Here is a 16015-nt window from a genome sequence, read left to right on the forward strand (position 1 = left end):
CGAGGACAGAAATCGCAGATTTATCGAGCCATCTTAGATTTATATTTTTAAAAGACTGTAATCCACAGAATTGACCGGCAAATGTAGAAGGATAAATCTAATTTTTACAAAAATATGACGACGTTCCATTTGTGCCATTTAAAAAACTCAAGCCAGCATCGCCTAGTGTTATTTGTGCAACACGGATTTAATCTGTGGCGAGAATCCAGCGCATTTATGGAATTGTCATTGAAGGTGGACGATTGGTGGGTATGTTCGCCGCGAAAAGGGGACGCGGTGCGGGCCTTTTTCATTGTGGGGGTGAGGCGGGAAAACATATCCGCCAGCCACAATTCAGAAGCCATTTTTCAAACTTGACTGGAGAGGTCAGAAAATGAACATCAAGAGCCTCCTTCTCGGCTCAGCCGCGGCTTTGATCGCGGTGTCCGGCGCGCGCGCCGCGGACGCGGTTGTCGTCGCCGAACCGGAACCGGCCGAATACGTCAAGATCTGCGACGTCTACGGCGCCGGCTACTTCTACATCCCGGGCACCGAGACCTGCCTGCGCATCGGCGGGTATGTCCGTTACGACATCGGCGTCGGCGATGCCGGTTCGTTCGATGGCGTCAACCACGTTCCGGATCACCAGGACGGCAGTACACATTCGACCTACTACAAGAACACCCGCTTCACACTGAAGACCTGGACGGGGCAGGAAACCGAACTCGGTACCCTGAAAACCTACACGGAGACCCGCTTCAACTACGGCAACAGCTCCGGCGACTACATTAATCAAGGCGCCTCCAACGCCGACGATTGGCAGGGCCGTAACAAGTCTCTCTCGCTGCGCTTCGCCTGGATTCAGCTCGGCGGTCTGCGCGTCGGTAAGGACGATACGGCTTTCGATACGTTCATCGGCTATGCCGGCAACGTCATCCAAGATACGATCGTCCCCTATGGCGGACAGGAGAGCAATGTCGTTCAATACTACTTCGACGCGGGCAACGGCTTCTCGGGGCTGGTGTCGCTCGAAGAAGGCGCTGGCAAAACCGGCACCATCGACAGCTATGTCCCGCATGTCGTCGGCGGCTTGAAGTACAAGGCCGACTGGGGCGCGATCACCGGTGTTGTCGCCTATGACAGCAATTATGAGGAAGTGGCCGGCAAGGTTCGTCTGGACGTCAACGTCACCAAGGAACTGTCGCTGTTCGTCATGGGCGGCTACGGCACCGATGACAACCTCACCGATCCAACCAACTTCATCAACGCCAAAGGTCGCGGCTTCTACAAGCAGTGGGGCGGCAACTGGGCAGTCTGGGGCGGCGGCACCTACAAGTTCAACGCCAAGACTTCGTTCAACGCCCAGGTCTCTTATGACGACTGGAAGAACCTCGGCATCGCCGCCAACATCGCTTATACTGTTGTGCCCGGATTCACGGTCACGGCCGAAGTCGATTACCAGAACGTCGGCAATGACACCCCGGCCAACTCCGTTTGGGCTGGCGCGGCTAAGAAAAGCAACGTTGGCGGCATCCTCCGCTTCCAGCGCTCCTTCTAAGGCTTGGACTGACCTCAGCAACCGCCCGCGGCACATCGCTGCGGGCGGCTTTTTTGCCTCGTTGCGAGAGCCGGCACAGGCGCCAGACCCATACCTTGATTTCGCCACCCGTTCGGTGAAAAGCTTCTAGTATGGAATGGCGCGACGAGGGAATCATTCTCGGCACCCGCAGGCATGGCGAAACCAGCGCCATTCTCGAGGTGATGACGCGCGCCCATGGCCGCCATCTCGGCCTCGTGCGCGGCGGCCGCTCCCGCAAGCAGCAGCCCGTTCTCCAGCCAGGCAATCGTGTCGATCTCTTGTGGCGCGCGCGCCTTGACGAGCACCTGGGCACCTTCCAGGCCGAAGCGATCGAGATGAACGCCGCCCGGCTGATGGACAGTGCCATTGCCGTCTACGGCCTGCAGACGATGGCGGCGCATCTGCGCCTGCTGCCCGAGCGCGATGCCCATGGCGGCCTCTACGAGGCGCTTTCGGTGATGATCGTGCACCTCGACGACGCGGATGCCGCCGGCGAACTGGTGGCGCGTTTCGAGCTTCTGATTCTCGATGAACTCGGCTTTGGCCTCGATCTCAGCCAATGCGCCGCCACCGGCACAAGGCAGGATCTGGCCTATGTCTCGCCTAAGTCCGGGCGCGCGGTGTCGCGTGAAGCCGGGGCGCCATGGCACGACAAGATGCTGGTGCTGCCCGCCTTCCTGCAGCGTGGCTCCGGCCAGCGCGCCAATCAGGCGGCGATCGCGGACGCCTTCCGCCTGACCGGCTTCTTCTTCACCCGCCACGTCTACGAGCCGCGCGGCATCGATCAGCCCGACGCGCGCGCCGGCTTTCTGGCCGCACTGCGCAAGCACCACGCAACGCAGAGGCCCATCGCCGGAGAGAGCGCGGCCAGAGAAATCATCCGGTGAGCGAAGTCGAACTCTATCCGGGCCGCCGCTCGGCCTCGGCACCATTCCTCATGCCGACGTCCTGAAATACCCCGGCCTGGAATTGCCGCAGCGAATCGTCGACGGCAAATACCCGGCCCCCCCGATCTCCCTCCGGCTCAGCTCGCGTTGACCGAGGTATCGGAAGGTCGCGCCGTGTTCCGCGGCGGCCGAATGAACGCCACCTCAACCCGCTGGGCGGCGTTCACGGCGGCTGGGCGGCGACGCTGCTCGATTCAGCGTTGGCTTGCGGGGTGCAGACCCTGCTAGAGAAGGGCGAGGCCTACACGACTGCAGAGTTCAAGGTGACTTAACGCGGCCGATCACGCCCAGGACCGGTGAGGTTGTCTGCGAAGGCAAGGTGGTTCACAAAGGCCGCACGCTTGCCGTTTCGGAAGCGACGCTGAAGGATGCCGACGGCAAGCTGCTGGCTTTCGGTACCGAGACATGTTCGATATTTCCAGCCGCCAATCTGCCGGCACGTTGAATTTTCAGCCGTTTAGCCGCCGTAATTGAATGTCAGTGAGATGAAGCGTCAGTGAAAACTGGCCTGGTTTGGGGGAACCGCCATGTTTGAGAGCCTGATCGGCCTCGTCGCCATCATTGCCTTGTTCGTCATCATTTCGCGTCAGCAGGGCCGCATCGGCCTGATCGAGCGCGAGCTTGGCGCACTGCGCAGCCTCGTGCTTTCGGGCGCGGTATCGCCCACGGTCAAGCCATCGGAACTGGAAGTGGCGCAGGGCACGGCCGACACGGCTCCGGTGGCCGCGCCTGCCGACATCGCCCCGGCAGCAATCGGCGAGCCGGCACCCGCACTACAGGCCACGGAGTCGGAAATTCCGGCAGGAGAGAGTGTGCCCGGCCCTTGGAGCGCGCCCGAGATCACACCGAAAAGGCCAGAGGTCGCGCCGGCCGCGGTCGCCAAAGCCGCTCGCCAGTCCGACGTCGAGACCGCGCTCGGCACGCGTTGGGCGGTCTGGGTCGGCGGCATTGCGCTGGCTCTGGGCGGCTTGTTCCTGATCCGCTACACCATCGAGGCCGGCATTTTCGGGCCCGGCGTGCGGCTCACCATGGCGGCGGTGCTCGGGTTGGTGCTGGTCGCCGGCGGCGAGTTCATTCGCCGCACCGGCTTCAAGGTACCGGTGCAAGGTATTGCCGGCGCCTATATTCCGGCGATCCTGACCGCGGCCGGCGCCTTCATCCTGTTCGGCACCGTCTATGCCGCCCATGGCGTTTACGGTTTTATCGGCCCGGCGCTTGCCTTTACGCTGCTCGGTGCGATCGGCATTGCCACCATCGCCGCCGCTCTCGTCCATGGCCAGGCGCTGGCCGGCATCGGTCTCGTCGGCGCCATGGTGACGCCGGTGCTGATCGCTTCGCAGGCGCCCAATCCGTGGGCGTTGTTCGGCTATCTCGCCATCGTGCTCGCCGCCACTGGCGTGATCGCCCGCATGCGCGACTGGAATGCCCTGATGGCGGCCGCTTTTTTCGGCACAGGCGTCTGGACCATCCTCTACATGACCGACGCACCGGGCGCGAACCTCTCCGCCATCTTGCTCATCGACGCCGTGACGCTGGCTGTGCTCGCCCTTGTCTGGCTGAGCAGTCGTGGCGGCCAGACCGGACAAGCAGGGACTTTCGACTGGCCATCCATCGTGCCTGGACTGTTCGTCGCCTTCTCGGCGCTTGGCCTCTCGGTTGACCCGGTCTTCGCCGCTGCCGGTGATGCTTTGCCGGGCGCGGTGCTGCTTATCGTGATGGTAACGGTCGCCCTCTACCGCCCACTGGCGCTGCCACTACTTTACGCCGCTGGACTGGTGACGGTGCTTATCTATCTCGGCATCATCCCGCCAACGTCTATCGCTTCCGACTTTTCGGGCGGCGCTTTGGGTGTTGATGGAGCGCCCGTGGCCAGCGCCAACGCCCTAAGCTTGCGTATCGGTATTGGCCTCGGTCTGGTTTTCGTCGCCGCTGGTTTGTGGGCCGCGCGCCGCTTCGTCGCCACGGCGCAGATCCGAGCAGCCTCTTGGGCTGCATGGGGTGTCATCGTGCCGCTGGTCATCCTGCTGGCGCTCTGGTTCACCTTCGGCAATCTCGACCGCGACTTTGTCTATGCCGCCGTCGCGGCCCTGCTGGTCCTGGCCTTCGCCGCCGGCGGGGAGTGGATCGCGCGGGCTGAGGAACCGTCGCTCAAGGGCGGAGCCGCAGTGTCGTTTGTTTTGGGCGGCGCGGCAGTCGCCGGCCTCCTGATGCTGCATATGGCTTTTGATTCCGGTTGGACCACCATCCTGCTTGGTGCCGCCGCGATCGTGCCGGCGCTCGCCACGCGCTGGCGCTCCTATCCTGTGCTCGGCTGGATTTCGGTCGCCGCTGTCATCGTGGTGCTTGGCCGCGCCGCCTTCGATCCGACGATCGTCGGCGCCGAATTCCTGTCGACGACACCGGTCTTCAACTGGTTGCTGCCGGGCTACGGCGTGCCGGCGCTCGCCTTCGGCTTCGCGGCCTGGCAACTCGCCCGAACCACCGATGGCCGTCCACGCCTGGCCATGGAAGCGGCGGCGGCACTGTTTGCGCTGCTGACGCTCGCCATGCTGGTGCGTCACGCAATGCATGGCGGCGCCATCAACAGCGATGCGCCGACGCTCGCCGAACAGGCGATCTACACGCTGATCGCCATCGGTGCCGGCGCCATCCTGATCGCCATCGACAGGCGCTCGCCAAGCTCGGTGCTGCGTTATGGTTCGATGGCGGTGGGCGTGCTTTCGGCCGCCTTCATCGTCATCCAGCATTTCCTGGTGCTCAATCCGTTGTTCACTGACGAATCGACCGGCCGGATCCCGGTCTTCAACCTCTTGTTCCTCGCCTATCTCCTGCCGGCCGTCGCCGCCGGTGGTCTGGCGCTCTATAGCAGGGGCAAGCGGCCGAAATGGTATTCGGCCATGCTGGCGCTGATGGCGGCGCTGCTTGCCTTCGCCTATGCCACGCTTTCGGTCAGGCGCCTGTTCAAGGGCGAGTTCATCGGCATGTGGAGCGGCCTTGGGCAGTTGGAGACCTATACCTATTCGGCGCTCTGGCTGGTTATCGGCGTGGCGCTGCTCACGGCTGGCGTCTGGCTGAAATCGCAGGTGCTGCGCATCGCCTCCGCCGCGCTGATCGCGGTGGCCGTCCTGAAGGTCTTCCTGTTCGACATGTCGGAACTGGAAGGGGTGCTCAGGGCGCTTTCCTTCATCGGGCTCGGCGCCGTTCTGATCGGCATCGGTCTGTTCTACCAGCGGCTGCTGACGCGGGCGGCAAAGGAGAAATTGCTGGCCGGCGAACAATAATAGCCCGAATTCAACGCTGTGCGGGAATAAACCGCCATCCGCCGGCGTTATCTCAGTGCTTGGGTGACCGGAGCGGTGGACCGCTTCGCGCTGGCTGCTTGCGCCGTGCCGGGAAGGCGCGTTCTATCGGGATCAACAAGGGCGACCTCAGAACCAGCGGTCATGGACGAAAAAAAGGCAGCAATCCTTGGCGAAATACCGCGCCTGCGCCGCTACGCACGCTCGCTTCTGCGCGGCCGTGATGCTGCCGACGACCTCGTTCAGGACTGCCTCGAGCGTGCGCTGTTGCGGCTCGACAACTGGCAGACGGGAGAAAGCCCCAGGAGGTGGCTGTTTACGATCATGCATCATTTGTTCATCGACCAGATGCGCAAGGTGAACCGCCGCGGCGAAGCGGCGATGCTGCCGCTGGAGGCGGGCGAGGCGGTTGCCCAGCCGCCCGAACAGTTGGATTGCATCGCTTCGCGCGAGATCATGGACGCGTTGCAGGCGCTCAGCCCCGATCGCCGCGCGGCCATTATCATGGTTGCCATAGAAGGCTTTTCCTATGCCGAGGCTGCCAACATTCTGGGCGTTCCCGCCGGCACGCTGATGTCGCGCATCGCGCGGGGGCGTGAGGAATTGCGCGGGCTGCTGGACGACACAGCGCGCCGCCGCGCCATAAGGATCGTCGAGAAATGATCCGCCGCGATTTTTCCGAACGGGACATCCATATGGCGCTCGACGGCGAACTGCCGGCCGATGAGCGCGCCGCCTACGATGCCTGGCTCGACGCCAATCCCGAGATGAAGGCCAGGAGCGCCCGCTTCACCGCCGACCGGGAGGCGTTGCGCTCGGCCTTTGCCGGCGTGCTGGACGAGGTGGTGCCAGTGCGCTTGCGCAAGGTGGTCCTCGGTGAAGCGCCTGTTAAGCTTGCTGCGCCACGCTCACGCTGGTGGCTTGCCGCCGCCGCGGCCGTCCTTCTCGCCACGGGCGGATTTGGCGGCTACTTTGCGGGTATCGGAGGGATCGGGCAGGAGGATCCGGCGGAGGATCAGCTCGCCGAACAGGCGATCGCCGCCCATGTCATCTATGCCGCCGAGAAGCGGCACGCGGTGGAAGTGCCGGCCAGCGACAAGGATCATCTGCAGACTTGGCTCTCCAACCGGGTCGGCCTGAAACTGGTGGCACCGGACCTGAGCGCGAACGGCTTTCAGCTGGTTGGCGGCCGGTTGTTGCCGGCGGGGGAAAGCAAGGCCGCGATGCTGCTCTACGAAGACGATAAGGGCGAGCGCATATCCCTCTTCGTGACGGCGGAATCGACCGAGAATGCCAAGGGCACCTATGCTTCGGCGCAGGACGGTCCGCGGGCCGTCTACTGGCTAGATAAGGGCTATGGCTGTGCCGTCGTTGGTTCGCTGCCGCGCGAGCAGTTGGCGGCCGTGGCCAAGAGCGCGTATGGCCAGCTTCTGGCCGGTCTGTCCAGCTGAGCCGGCTGCGATCTTGCGCGGTCGGCTGGCATGAAAACAGCGGTTCCGTTCAAAGCTTGCCGGCTTCCCTGCCGTCGCGGAAGCTGTCACAATTCGGCCCTAATCAAGGAGCGATAGCGCTTGGTGAATACCGGCGCTTCGGCCGGTGTCTGCGACGCTTTTCGACCGGGGCCGTTGCCGCAACGCAATCGAGGTTTTCTCAAGCCGCATGCCTGCCGAGATCCGCACGGCCCGCGCGTCTGACGTCGATGACCTCGCCGCCATCGAGAAAGCTGTATTCTCGAGCGACCGCATTTCCCGCCGCTCCTTCCGCCTGTTCATCGAGCGCGAGACCGCCGAGACGCTGGTCGCCGAAATCGATGGCCGCGTCGGCGGTTATGCGATCGTGCTGTTTCGCAAGGGCAGTGGGGTGGCACGGCTCTATTCGATCGCCGTTGGACCGTTTTTCGGCGGGCTCGGCATAGGTCGTCAATTGCTGGCCGCGGCCGAAGAGACAGCCTTCGAACACGGCCGCATGATGCTGCGTCTCGAAGTGCGCGAGGACAATGGCCGTGCCATCAGCATCTATGAACAGGCCGGCTACCGCAAGATTGGCCGCGAGCCCGGTTACTACGAGGACGGCGCGACGGCACTGCGCTATGAAAAAACCCTGCGCGGCGACCTTCCGGTCGCCACCAGGGTGCCATTCTATCAGCAGACCTGCGAGTTCACCTGCGGCCCATGCTGCCTGATGATGGCCATGGCCAATTTCGATCGTGGCTTCGTGCCCGATCCAGTGATGGAAATCCGACTCTGGCGCGAGGCGACGACCGTCTTCATGATGTCAGGACCGGGCGGCTGCGAACCATTCGGCCTGGCTGTCTCGGGCTACGAAAGCGGGCTTGCGGCGGAGATTTTCGTTTCCTTCTACGGCGCATTGTTCCTGCAGTCGGTGCGCAGCGAGGACAAGCGCCGGGTCATGGAACTGGCACAGGTCGACTTTCGCCGCCGCGCGGAACTTTACGGCATCCCGGTGAATTACCGTCCATTCACCATCGACGATATCAGGGCGGCTCTCGCCGGGGGCAAACTGGTGCTGGTGCTGATCAGCGGCTTCCTGATGTTCGGCAAGAAGGTGCCGCACTGGGTGCTGGCCATCGGCGATGATGGCGATCATATTCTGATCCACGATCCGTGGGTCGAGGATGAAAGGCAGGAAACCATCCTTGATGCCGCCAACATTCCCGTGCCTTACGGCATCTTCATGAACATGGCGCAGTTCGGCCGCGACGGACTGCGTGCCGCCATCACTTTGGGAAAGAGATAATGACCTGGGTCATTCTTACCGGCAGGCAGAGCGATCTCGACCAGGTGGCGACGCCGCACAAGATCATCACCAATCGCGACTATCTCGCGCATCCCTCGCTGTTTCGCGGTCAGCGGCCTAAGGTCATCAACCTGTCGAACAACTACGGCTATCAGAGCCGCGGCTACTATGCCTCGCTGCTGGCGAGTTCGCGCGGCCACAAGGTCATCCCGACGGTCGAGACTATGATCGACCTGTCGGAGCGCAAGCTCTACGAGCACGCCTTGCCGGAACTGGAACTGGCGCTCAACAAATGCCGCAAGGATCTCGGCGGCGTATTTCCGGCGAAGGTCTGCATCTTCTTCGGCATCGGCCCGTCCAAGGTCTGGGACCGTTTCGCCAAGCTGTTGTTCGACTGGTTCCGGGCGCCGGCGCTCGAAGTCCATATCAAGGACAGCGCCGAATGGGCTTCGATCCGCAAGATCGGCTTCCACCCCCTGGCTCGGATGACGGAGGACGAGGAAAAAAGCTTCATCCAGTGCCTGGAGACCTATACCAACCGCGAGTGGCGCGACACCAAGGGCCGCACGCCGGCGCGTTACACCTTCGCCACGTTGGTCGATCCGCATGAGGAATTGCCGCCCTCGGAAATCTCTTCGCTGCGCTACTGGGCCAAGATCGCCGAAAAGATGGGGGTCGAAATCGAGCCGATCACCAGAAAGGATCTGGCCAAGCTCGCGAATTACGATGCACTGTTCATCCGCGAGACCACCTCGATCTCCAACCACACTTACCGCTTCGCTCGCCGCGCCCAGCAGGAAGGCATGCCGGTCATCGACGACCCGCTGTCCATGATCCGCTGCACCAACAAGGTCTATCTCAACGAACTGATGGCCTACAACAAGGTGCCGGTGCCGCCGACGGTGATGATCGCCGGCACCTCTGACCTCGAACTAGCCGCACAGACGCTGGGTTTTCCTCTCGTGTTGAAGATCCCGGATTCGTCCTTTTCTCGCGGCGTCAAGAAATGCGAGAACCTGGAGGAGCTGACGCGGCTCGCGACCGAATGGCTGGAGGAATCCGACCTTCTCATCGCGCAGAAATTCATCCCGACCGAATATGACTGGCGTGTCGGCGTGCTCGGTGGCCAGCCGCTGTTTGCCGTGCACTATCTGATGGCCAAGAAACATTGGCAGATCGTCAACCACAAGGCCAATGGCAAGCCCGACCAGGGCGGCATCAAGACCTTCACGCTGAAGGAGACGCCGGCCCATGTCGTCGAGACCGCCGTCAAGGCGGCGCGCTGCATCGGCGACGGCCTCTACGGCGTCGACCTCAAGGAGACCAAGGACGGTGTCTTCGTCATCGAGGTCAACGACAATCCAAACCTCGATCACGGCTGGGAGGATTCCGGCGAGAAGGACGAGGTCTGGGTGCGGCTGACGCAGTGGTTCCTGGAGCGGCTCGACAGGCCTGGGCGGTAATTCATCCGAGGGGAATATGCAGTTCATCGTCATCGAGGATCACCGGCTGCGACCGCAATGAAATCTACCGCCGGTTCCGCGACCGCGGCCGGCTGAAGCCGGAGGAGCTTGTCGTGCATCACAGCTGGATCGCGGCTGATATGAGCCGCTGTTTCCTGCTGGTGGAGAGCGATGACGTCACGTCGCTGCAGCGCTGGGTCATCGAATGGGCTGATCTGGTCGAGTTCGAGATCGTGCCCGTGGCGACCAGCAAGGATATGGTGGCGGCCTTGAGCGGGCACCTCTGACCATAACCCTCCCGGTCAGCGCAGCGCCGGCGAGCCAACCGCGTGCTGGCATTCGTTGACCAGCCAATCGCGGAACGCGGCCACGACATCGCGCCTTGCGCTTCGCTCTGGAACCGTCAGGCAATAGGGCTGGCGCAATGCAATCGCGCCGACGGCCGGCCGGACCAGCCTGCCATCCTCCACCGCTTCGGCACAATAAATCCCTTGCGCCAGCGCCACGCCCAACCCCGAAATGGCGAGGTCTAGGGCCGCGCGCGACGAATTGGCCGAAAGGCCGCGCCGTGCCGCTCGGCCAGGGTGAGCACCCGCGACCTCGAACCAGTTGGGCCAGGACGGAAACGATGCGCCTGTCGGCCCCCAGTCGGTGTGGATGAGCGGCAGCCCGGCGAGCGGCTCGCCACCCGCCTTGGTGATGCCGGCAAGCCCTGGCGCGCAGACGGGATAGACGGCGTCCCGGGCGATCTCCTCGGTCGGGTGCTCGCGATAATGCGGACCATAGGAAAGCCTGATGTCGATCAACTCGCGGTCGAACGACACCGGGTCGTCATCGCCCCGGAGCGATATGTCAGCGGCGCCGTGGCTTGCGACAAAGCCGGCGAGGCGGCGCGAGAGCCAGCCCATGGCCATGGATGGCGGCACCGACACCACCAGGCGCGGGCGGAATGCATCGGCGCCCAGTTCGCGCGAGACACTGCCGATCTCCTGGAAGGCCACCGTCAGCCGAGGCAGCATTTCCACGCCGGCCTCGGTGAGGACAACGCGGCGGTTGACCCGATGAAACAGCTTGCGCCCCATCTGCTCCTCCACGGTGCGGATAAGCTGGCTGACGGCGGCGGCCGAAACCGAAAGCTCTTCCGCCGCCGCGGCAAAGCTGCCGGTGCGCGCCGCGGCCTCGAAAGCCTGAAGTCCTTTCAGGGATGGGGATGTGACCATGATCGCTGATAGCTAAGGTAAGCTTATCCAAATCGCAGGAATCGTCGTTTCTGGAAAGCTTTTTCGTCGACTAGAATGGCTTCATCAATCTTCAGCCTGGATCGAAGCCAATGGACCATCGCGACATCATTGCGTCATTAACACCGGAAGAGCGCAACCGCCTGACGGCCAAGTCCGATGTTGCGGGCATGGTCCAGCTCTGCGCTCACTTGGGTGCGATTATCTTCATTGGATCTTTGATCGCGGCCGAGGTCCCATTCTGGCCGTTGCTGATGCTGCCGCAAGGCATCCTGATAGTGTTCCTGTTCACGCTGCTGCACGAGACGGCGCACCGGACGGCTTTCGAAACACAGTGGCTGAACGACGGCGTGGCGCGGCTGTGCAGCCTGGCGATCGCGCTGCCGGCCGATTGGTTCCGCTACTTCCATTTCGCCCACCACCGGTACACGCAGGATCCCGAAAACGACCCCGAGCTTGCCTTCCCGAAGCCCGAGACCCTGCGGCAATACATTGTCCACGTCTCGGGGCTTCCGGTGTGGTGGGGCCATCTCAAGACACTCTACGCCAATGCGATTGGCGGTAGTCAGGAGAACTATGTACCGCCGAAAGGCCGACGCAAGGTGCGGACCGAGGCGCGCGCCATGATTGCCTTCTACGCTGTCCTCATTCTGCTCGCCGTGTATTTCCGGCTCACCGTGCTTTTCTATGTCTGGATCGTTCCCGCTCTGCTCGGACAGCCATTCCTGCGCCTCTATCTGCTGGCCGAGCACGGCCGTTGTCCGTTCGTGGCCAACATGCTGGAAAACACCAGGACGACGCTGACCAGCTGGGCGGTGCGCAAGCTCGCCTGGAACATGCCGTTCCATGCCGAGCATCATGCCTATCCCGGCGTTCCGTTTCACCAATTGCCGCTGTTTCATGCGCTGATCGAGCGGCATCTCAAGGTGGTCGAGCCCGGCTATGTCAGCTTCCATGAGAAATACCTGGAAACGCTGCGCTGACCTTGCGCTGACGCCATCAGCCGGTCTGACTGCGTGTCGCACGCGACTTCAGCAGGCGCTGGATGTCGGCCGGCTTAGACGGCACGCCGATCAAATAGCCTTGCGCCTCGATACAGCCATTGTCGCGCAGCATGTCGAGTTGCGCCTCGGTCTCGACGCCTTCGGCCGTGACGACGATGCCAAGCTCGGCACCCAACCCGATGATGGTCCGAACGATCGCCGCCGTGTCGCGGTTGCCCATGTCGCGAATGAATGATCGGTCGATCTTGATCTTGTCGACCGGAAAACGCCTGAGGTAGCCGAGCGAGGAATAGCCGGTGCCGAAATCGTCCAGGGCGATGCGGATGCCGAGCTCACGCAACTGGCGCAGCGTTTTCAGCACGGCCCTGCTTTCGTCCATCAGCACGGTTTCGGTGATCTCCAGCTCCAGCCGTCCAGCCGGAACGCCGGAAAATGCCAGCGCCGAGATCACGCCGCGGGCAAACCCGTTGCTTTTGAGCTGCACGGCCGAGACATTGACCGCAATACGCAAGCCGGGTGGCCAGCTTGCGGCCTCTGCGCAGGCTTTCCTCAGCGCCCACTCGCCGAGCGGCACGATCAGCCCGGTCTCTTCGGCGACCGGAATGAAATCGTCCGGCGCGACAGTGCCACGCCCTGGCGAATGCCAGCGCATCAAGGCTTCCGCGCCGGTGATCTCGCCGGAAGCGATGTTCATGATGGGCTGGAAATGCAGATCGAACTCCTGGCGCGGCAGTGCTGCCTCGAGGTCTACTTCAAGCGCCCTGCGGGCTTGCACGACAGCATCCATTCCGGGCTCGAAGAAGCGATAGAGGTTGCGTCCTTCGCTCTTCGCCCGGTAGAGCGCCGTATCCGCGTTTTTCAGCAGCGTGTCGGCGTCCTTGCCGTCGCCGGGGAAAACGGCAATGCCCATGCTAATGCCGACATGCATGTCCCGGCTCTTGTCTCTAAATGGTTTTGCGATTGCGTCGACGATGCGCTTCGCCAGTTTTTCGGTATCGCCAATGCCCTTGAAATGGAACTGCATGACGACGAATTCGTCGCCGCCGAAGCGGGCGACGATGTCTGTTTCGTTGCGGACGCAATGCCGCAGTCTCTCGGCGACGCTTCTCAGCAGCCAGTCGCCCGCGGGGTGTCCCCAGGTGTCGTTGACCGCCTTGAAGCGGTCGAGATCGAGCGAGAAGATCGCCAACGGCTTGGCTGCCGCGTCCTCCAGCGCAAGATCCAGCCGTTCGCGAAACATCGAGCGGTTCGGCAGTCCGGTCAGCGTGTCGTGATGCGCAAGATGGGTCATGCGCTCTTCGGTCCGGCGGCGCTCGGTCACGTCGTCGAAAGTCACCACCCAGCCGCCGCCGCTCATCGGCCTGCGTGTGACCAGAACCGTCCTGCCGTCGGTCAGATGCCGGTAGGCCGAATGCGTCTTTGCCGCCGCCAGACAGGCTTCGGTTTTGGCGACTTCGCTGTCGACGTCGATCTTCATGTAGATGCCGAGTTCCAGCAATCGTTCGAGCGCGTTGCGGTGCGTCGTTCCAAGCGGGAAGTCCTCCGCGGAGACGTTATAGAGCTCCAGAAAACGTCTGTTGCGCACAATCATCTTGCCGTCGGCGTCGTACATCAGCAGGCCTTGCGACATGTTGGCGAGTGCCGCGTCGAAACGGCGATGCTGCTCCTTGAGATCCTGCTCGGCGCGCCGTTGTTCGGTTATGTCCTCGTAGATCGAGACCCATCCACCCAGGGCCAACGGACGGTGCGAGATGTTGATGATGCGGCCATCCGACAGAGTCTCTTCATAAGTCGAAGGTTTTGCCTGGTCGATATAGGGCTTGCGGATGGCGTAGAGTTCTTCGGCGCTTTGCGAGGCAACGCCGATATCGACGCTGTGCCGCAGGATGTCGACGAAGCAGATGCCCGGCCGTACCACTTTGGCGTCGAGGCGGAAGATGTTGAGATAGTTGCCGTTGCAGATGATCATGCGTTCGTCGGCATCGAACATGCACAGGCCATGCGACATATTTTCGACAGCAGCTGAAAAGCGTTCGTTCTGCTCGCGCAGCTCATCTTGCATGCGGCGCTGATGTTCCATGCCTCCGGCCGCCCGTTCCGGGACGACCGAACCACCTTTGACATCCAAGACGGGCATGAGGCGCCCCTGCGATGCTTGATCGAACACCACACTGTTGACGCTTCCGGTTAATTTAGCGTTTTCTACCCAAGCGCGGATGTCGGAACGTGATGCCGCGACTTCTCGATCACCGAAAACCGCTTCAGGAACGCATTCTGCGCTGAGGTCACCGAGCGTGGCGCGAAGTCGAAGCGCTCGGCGGAAAAACCGCGCGGCCGGCCGAAGAACTCGGTCGCCTCGGCGGTCGAAAACCCGGCAAGCAGCGTCGCCTCGAAATAGGCGGCGATCTGGTCGGCGCGCTTGATCTCCTTGCGCAGGATGGCAGCCGGCTCCGGCGGCAGCGAGAAGCGCAGATGGATGGCGCGCTGCAGGCGCACTTCGCAGTCCCTGTAGCTGCCGCCCATCACCGACTTGAATGGCGAGATCATGTCGCCGATGACATATTCGGGCGCATCGTGCAGCAGCGCAGCCAATTGGTCGTCGGCCGAAGCCCGGGGCGCCAGCTCGTTGAACAGTGCCTCGACCAGCAGTGAATGCTGGGCAACCGAAAAAGCGTGCTCGCCGCTGGTCTGGCCGTTCCAGCGGGCGACGCGGGCAAGCCCATGGGCGATGTCCGAGATCTCGATATCGAGCGGCGAAGGGTCGAGCAGGTCGAGCCGGCGGCCGGACAGCATACGCTGCCAGGCCCGTGGCGGCGCACCGGCGCGGTCTGCCGCCATTAGGCTTCCTCCACGCCGGGCGTTTCTTGCGGAAAGCCGAATTTGGCCCAACTGGGGATGGTGAGCGTCACCGGTATGTCACCCGCCAGGATCGGCTGGCCAGCATCAAGCGCCGCCTTCACCCTGTCGATGCGGGCGATGGCGAGCCCTGTCACGGTAGCACTCGAGCCGAGCGTGCCGACCGGCCGCCCACCGACAGTTAGCTCGGCACCCGCAGCGGGCAGGGGAAGCCCAGCCTCGACAATCAGCACGCGCCGCCGGGCGGTGCCTCGATGCTGCATGCGCGAGACGACCTCTTGGCCGACATAGCAGCCCTTCTTGAAACCGACACCGCCCATTTCGTCGAGCAGAACGTCATGCGGGAACGCATCGCCAAGTGCATAATCCGCCCCGCTCTCGGCGACGCCGTGGCCAATGCGGAAGGCCTGCCACGCGCCAATGTCGCCAGCGTCTGGGGCGCCGGCATCGAAGCGCGTGACGCCTTCGTCGCCAAAGCGCCTGTCGGCAAGCGCGGTTGAATCGCTTTCTGAGGCGATTGACTCTTTTCCCCAGGCAACTGTGACAACTGCCTGCCCCAACTTGGCAATCTCAACCTTGGCGCGAAGTTTGTAGAGCATCAGCCGGCGAATGAAATCGTCTGAAATGTCGGCACGGCATTCGATGCGGAAGGCGTTTTCGCCTGCCCGCGAGATCAGGAAGTCGAACAGGATCTTGCCTTGCGGCGTCAAAAGCGCGCCCGGCTTTGCCTCGCCATTGCCAAGCGTATCGAGATCGGTAGTCAGGATGTTCTGCAGAAAATGCTCGGCATCCGGGCCGGAGACGGTGATGAGCGCGCGATCTTTCAGCAGGGCAAAGGGCATGGGGCGGATTAAAAGCCTGATCTTGCAAAACGGTTGGCCATTACGTAAGCC

Annotated in this window: 15 protein-coding genes; 11 read left to right on the plus strand and 4 right to left on the minus strand. The window is 62.7% G+C overall.

Features of this window, described 5'->3' with window-relative positions; genetic code table 11:
• The first annotated feature begins 373 nt into the window (after positions 1-373).
• The 10 genes from AC3CB8_RS15700 to AC3CB8_RS15745 all read left to right on the plus strand — a co-directional run bounded on the left by AC3CB8_RS15700 (position 374) and on the right by AC3CB8_RS15745 (position 10311).
• Positions 374-1537: a porin gene (locus AC3CB8_RS15700; protein ID WP_352565057.1), complete on the plus strand. Its 1164-nt coding sequence runs from the start codon at positions 374-376 to the stop codon at positions 1535-1537.
• A 131-nt stretch (positions 1538-1668) separates the two neighbouring features.
• Entirely contained in the window at positions 1669-2445 is a 777-nt protein-coding gene (gene recO, locus AC3CB8_RS15705; RefSeq protein WP_023771637.1) for a DNA repair protein RecO, read from the plus strand.
• 260 nt (positions 2446-2705) lie between these two features.
• Positions 2706-2777 (plus strand): hypothetical protein, encoded by a 72-nt coding sequence (locus AC3CB8_RS15710; RefSeq protein WP_245276187.1) that lies wholly within the window; start codon positions 2706-2708, stop codon positions 2775-2777.
• Positions 2778-2824: 47 nt separating this feature from the next.
• Positions 2825-2950, plus strand: a complete 126-nt coding sequence (locus AC3CB8_RS15715) for a hypothetical protein (RefSeq protein ID WP_352565059.1) — start codon at positions 2825-2827, stop codon at positions 2948-2950.
• Between the two features lie 82 nt (positions 2951-3032).
• Complete coding sequence (locus AC3CB8_RS15720) at positions 3033-5786, plus strand: DUF2339 domain-containing protein (RefSeq protein WP_352565061.1); 2754 nt, start codon at positions 3033-3035, stop codon at positions 5784-5786.
• A gap of 162 nt (positions 5787-5948) precedes the next feature.
• Entirely contained in the window at positions 5949-6467 is a 519-nt protein-coding gene (locus tag AC3CB8_RS15725; protein ID WP_352565063.1) for a sigma-70 family RNA polymerase sigma factor, read from the plus strand.
• Positions 6464-7255, plus strand: a complete 792-nt coding sequence (locus AC3CB8_RS15730; RefSeq protein WP_352565065.1) for an anti-sigma factor family protein — start codon at positions 6464-6466, stop codon at positions 7253-7255. The genes AC3CB8_RS15725 and AC3CB8_RS15730 overlap by 4 nt, the downstream gene beginning before the upstream one ends.
• Before the next feature lie 208 nt (positions 7256-7463).
• A complete protein-coding gene (locus AC3CB8_RS15735) occupies positions 7464-8561 on the plus strand; it encodes a peptidase C39 family protein (RefSeq protein WP_352565067.1) in 1098 nt (365 codons plus the stop codon).
• Positions 8561-10024 carry a RimK family ATP-grasp domain-containing protein gene (locus tag AC3CB8_RS15740; RefSeq protein ID WP_023771642.1) on the plus strand — a complete coding sequence of 488 codons (1464 nt, stop codon included), beginning with the start codon at positions 8561-8563 and terminating at the stop codon, positions 10022-10024. The genes AC3CB8_RS15735 and AC3CB8_RS15740 overlap by 1 nt, the downstream gene beginning before the upstream one ends.
• Positions 9988-10311, plus strand: a complete 324-nt coding sequence (locus AC3CB8_RS15745; RefSeq protein ID WP_348626370.1) for a DUF3303 domain-containing protein — start codon at positions 9988-9990, stop codon at positions 10309-10311. The genes AC3CB8_RS15740 and AC3CB8_RS15745 overlap by 37 nt, the downstream gene beginning before the upstream one ends.
• A 15-nt stretch (positions 10312-10326) precedes the next feature.
• On the opposite strand, the gene AC3CB8_RS15750 is transcribed toward AC3CB8_RS15745, so the two are convergent.
• Entirely contained in the window at positions 10327-11244 is a 918-nt protein-coding gene (locus AC3CB8_RS15750; RefSeq protein ID WP_352565070.1) for a LysR substrate-binding domain-containing protein, read from the minus strand.
• Positions 11245-11354: 110 nt separating this feature from the next.
• Here AC3CB8_RS15750 and AC3CB8_RS15755 point away from each other — a divergent pair, with 110 nt between their 5' ends.
• Positions 11355-12245 (plus strand): fatty acid desaturase family protein, encoded by an 891-nt coding sequence (locus AC3CB8_RS15755; protein WP_023771645.1) that lies wholly within the window; start codon positions 11355-11357, stop codon positions 12243-12245.
• Positions 12246-12261: 16 nt separating this feature from the next.
• Here the strand turns inward: AC3CB8_RS15755 and AC3CB8_RS15760 are convergent, their stop codons facing one another.
• From AC3CB8_RS15760 to ygfZ, 3 genes are all read right to left on the minus strand, one after another.
• Positions 12262-14403, minus strand: a complete 2142-nt coding sequence (locus tag AC3CB8_RS15760) for a putative bifunctional diguanylate cyclase/phosphodiesterase (RefSeq protein ID WP_023771646.1) — start codon at positions 14401-14403, stop codon at positions 12262-12264.
• A 65-nt stretch (positions 14404-14468) separates the two neighbouring features.
• Positions 14469-15104, minus strand: coding sequence for an HD domain-containing protein (locus AC3CB8_RS15765; protein ID WP_023771647.1), 636 nt, complete (start codon positions 15102-15104; stop codon positions 14469-14471).
• A complete protein-coding gene (ygfZ, locus tag AC3CB8_RS15770) occupies positions 15104-15964 on the minus strand; it encodes a CAF17-like 4Fe-4S cluster assembly/insertion protein YgfZ (RefSeq protein WP_352546642.1) in 861 nt (286 codons plus the stop codon). Before ygfZ ends, AC3CB8_RS15765 begins: the two co-directional genes overlap by 1 nt.
• Positions 15965-16015: the final 51 nt, after the last annotated feature.

Source organism: Mesorhizobium sp. P160927, from assembly GCF_057766385.1.

Excerpts from the sequence above, each read along its gene's own strand:
- AC3CB8_RS15700 (WP_352565057.1), top strand. The coding sequence starts at position 374 with ATGAACATCAAGAGCCTCCTTCTCGGCTCAGCCGCGGCTTTGATCGCG.
- recO (WP_023771637.1), top strand. The coding sequence starts at position 1,669 with ATGGAATGGCGCGACGAGGGAATCATTCTCGGCACCCGCAGGCATGGC.
- AC3CB8_RS15720 (WP_352565061.1), top strand. The coding sequence starts at position 3,033 with ATGTTTGAGAGCCTGATCGGCCTCGTCGCCATCATTGCCTTGTTCGTC.
- AC3CB8_RS15725 (WP_352565063.1), top strand. The coding sequence starts at position 5,949 with ATGGACGAAAAAAAGGCAGCAATCCTTGGCGAAATACCGCGCCTGCGC.
- AC3CB8_RS15730 (WP_352565065.1), top strand. The coding sequence starts at position 6,464 with ATGATCCGCCGCGATTTTTCCGAACGGGACATCCATATGGCGCTCGAC.
- AC3CB8_RS15735 (WP_352565067.1), top strand. The coding sequence starts at position 7,464 with ATGCCTGCCGAGATCCGCACGGCCCGCGCGTCTGACGTCGATGACCTC.
- AC3CB8_RS15740 (WP_023771642.1), top strand. The coding sequence starts at position 8,561 with ATGACCTGGGTCATTCTTACCGGCAGGCAGAGCGATCTCGACCAGGTG.
- AC3CB8_RS15750 (WP_352565070.1), bottom strand. The coding sequence starts at position 11,244 with ATGGTCACATCCCCATCCCTGAAAGGACTTCAGGCTTTCGAGGCCGCG.
- AC3CB8_RS15755 (WP_023771645.1), top strand. The coding sequence starts at position 11,355 with ATGGACCATCGCGACATCATTGCGTCATTAACACCGGAAGAGCGCAAC.
- AC3CB8_RS15760 (WP_023771646.1), bottom strand. The coding sequence starts at position 14,403 with ATGCCCGTCTTGGATGTCAAAGGTGGTTCGGTCGTCCCGGAACGGGCG.
- AC3CB8_RS15765 (WP_023771647.1), bottom strand. The coding sequence starts at position 15,104 with ATGGCGGCAGACCGCGCCGGTGCGCCGCCACGGGCCTGGCAGCGTATG.
- ygfZ (WP_352546642.1), bottom strand. The coding sequence starts at position 15,964 with ATGCCCTTTGCCCTGCTGAAAGATCGCGCGCTCATCACCGTCTCCGGC.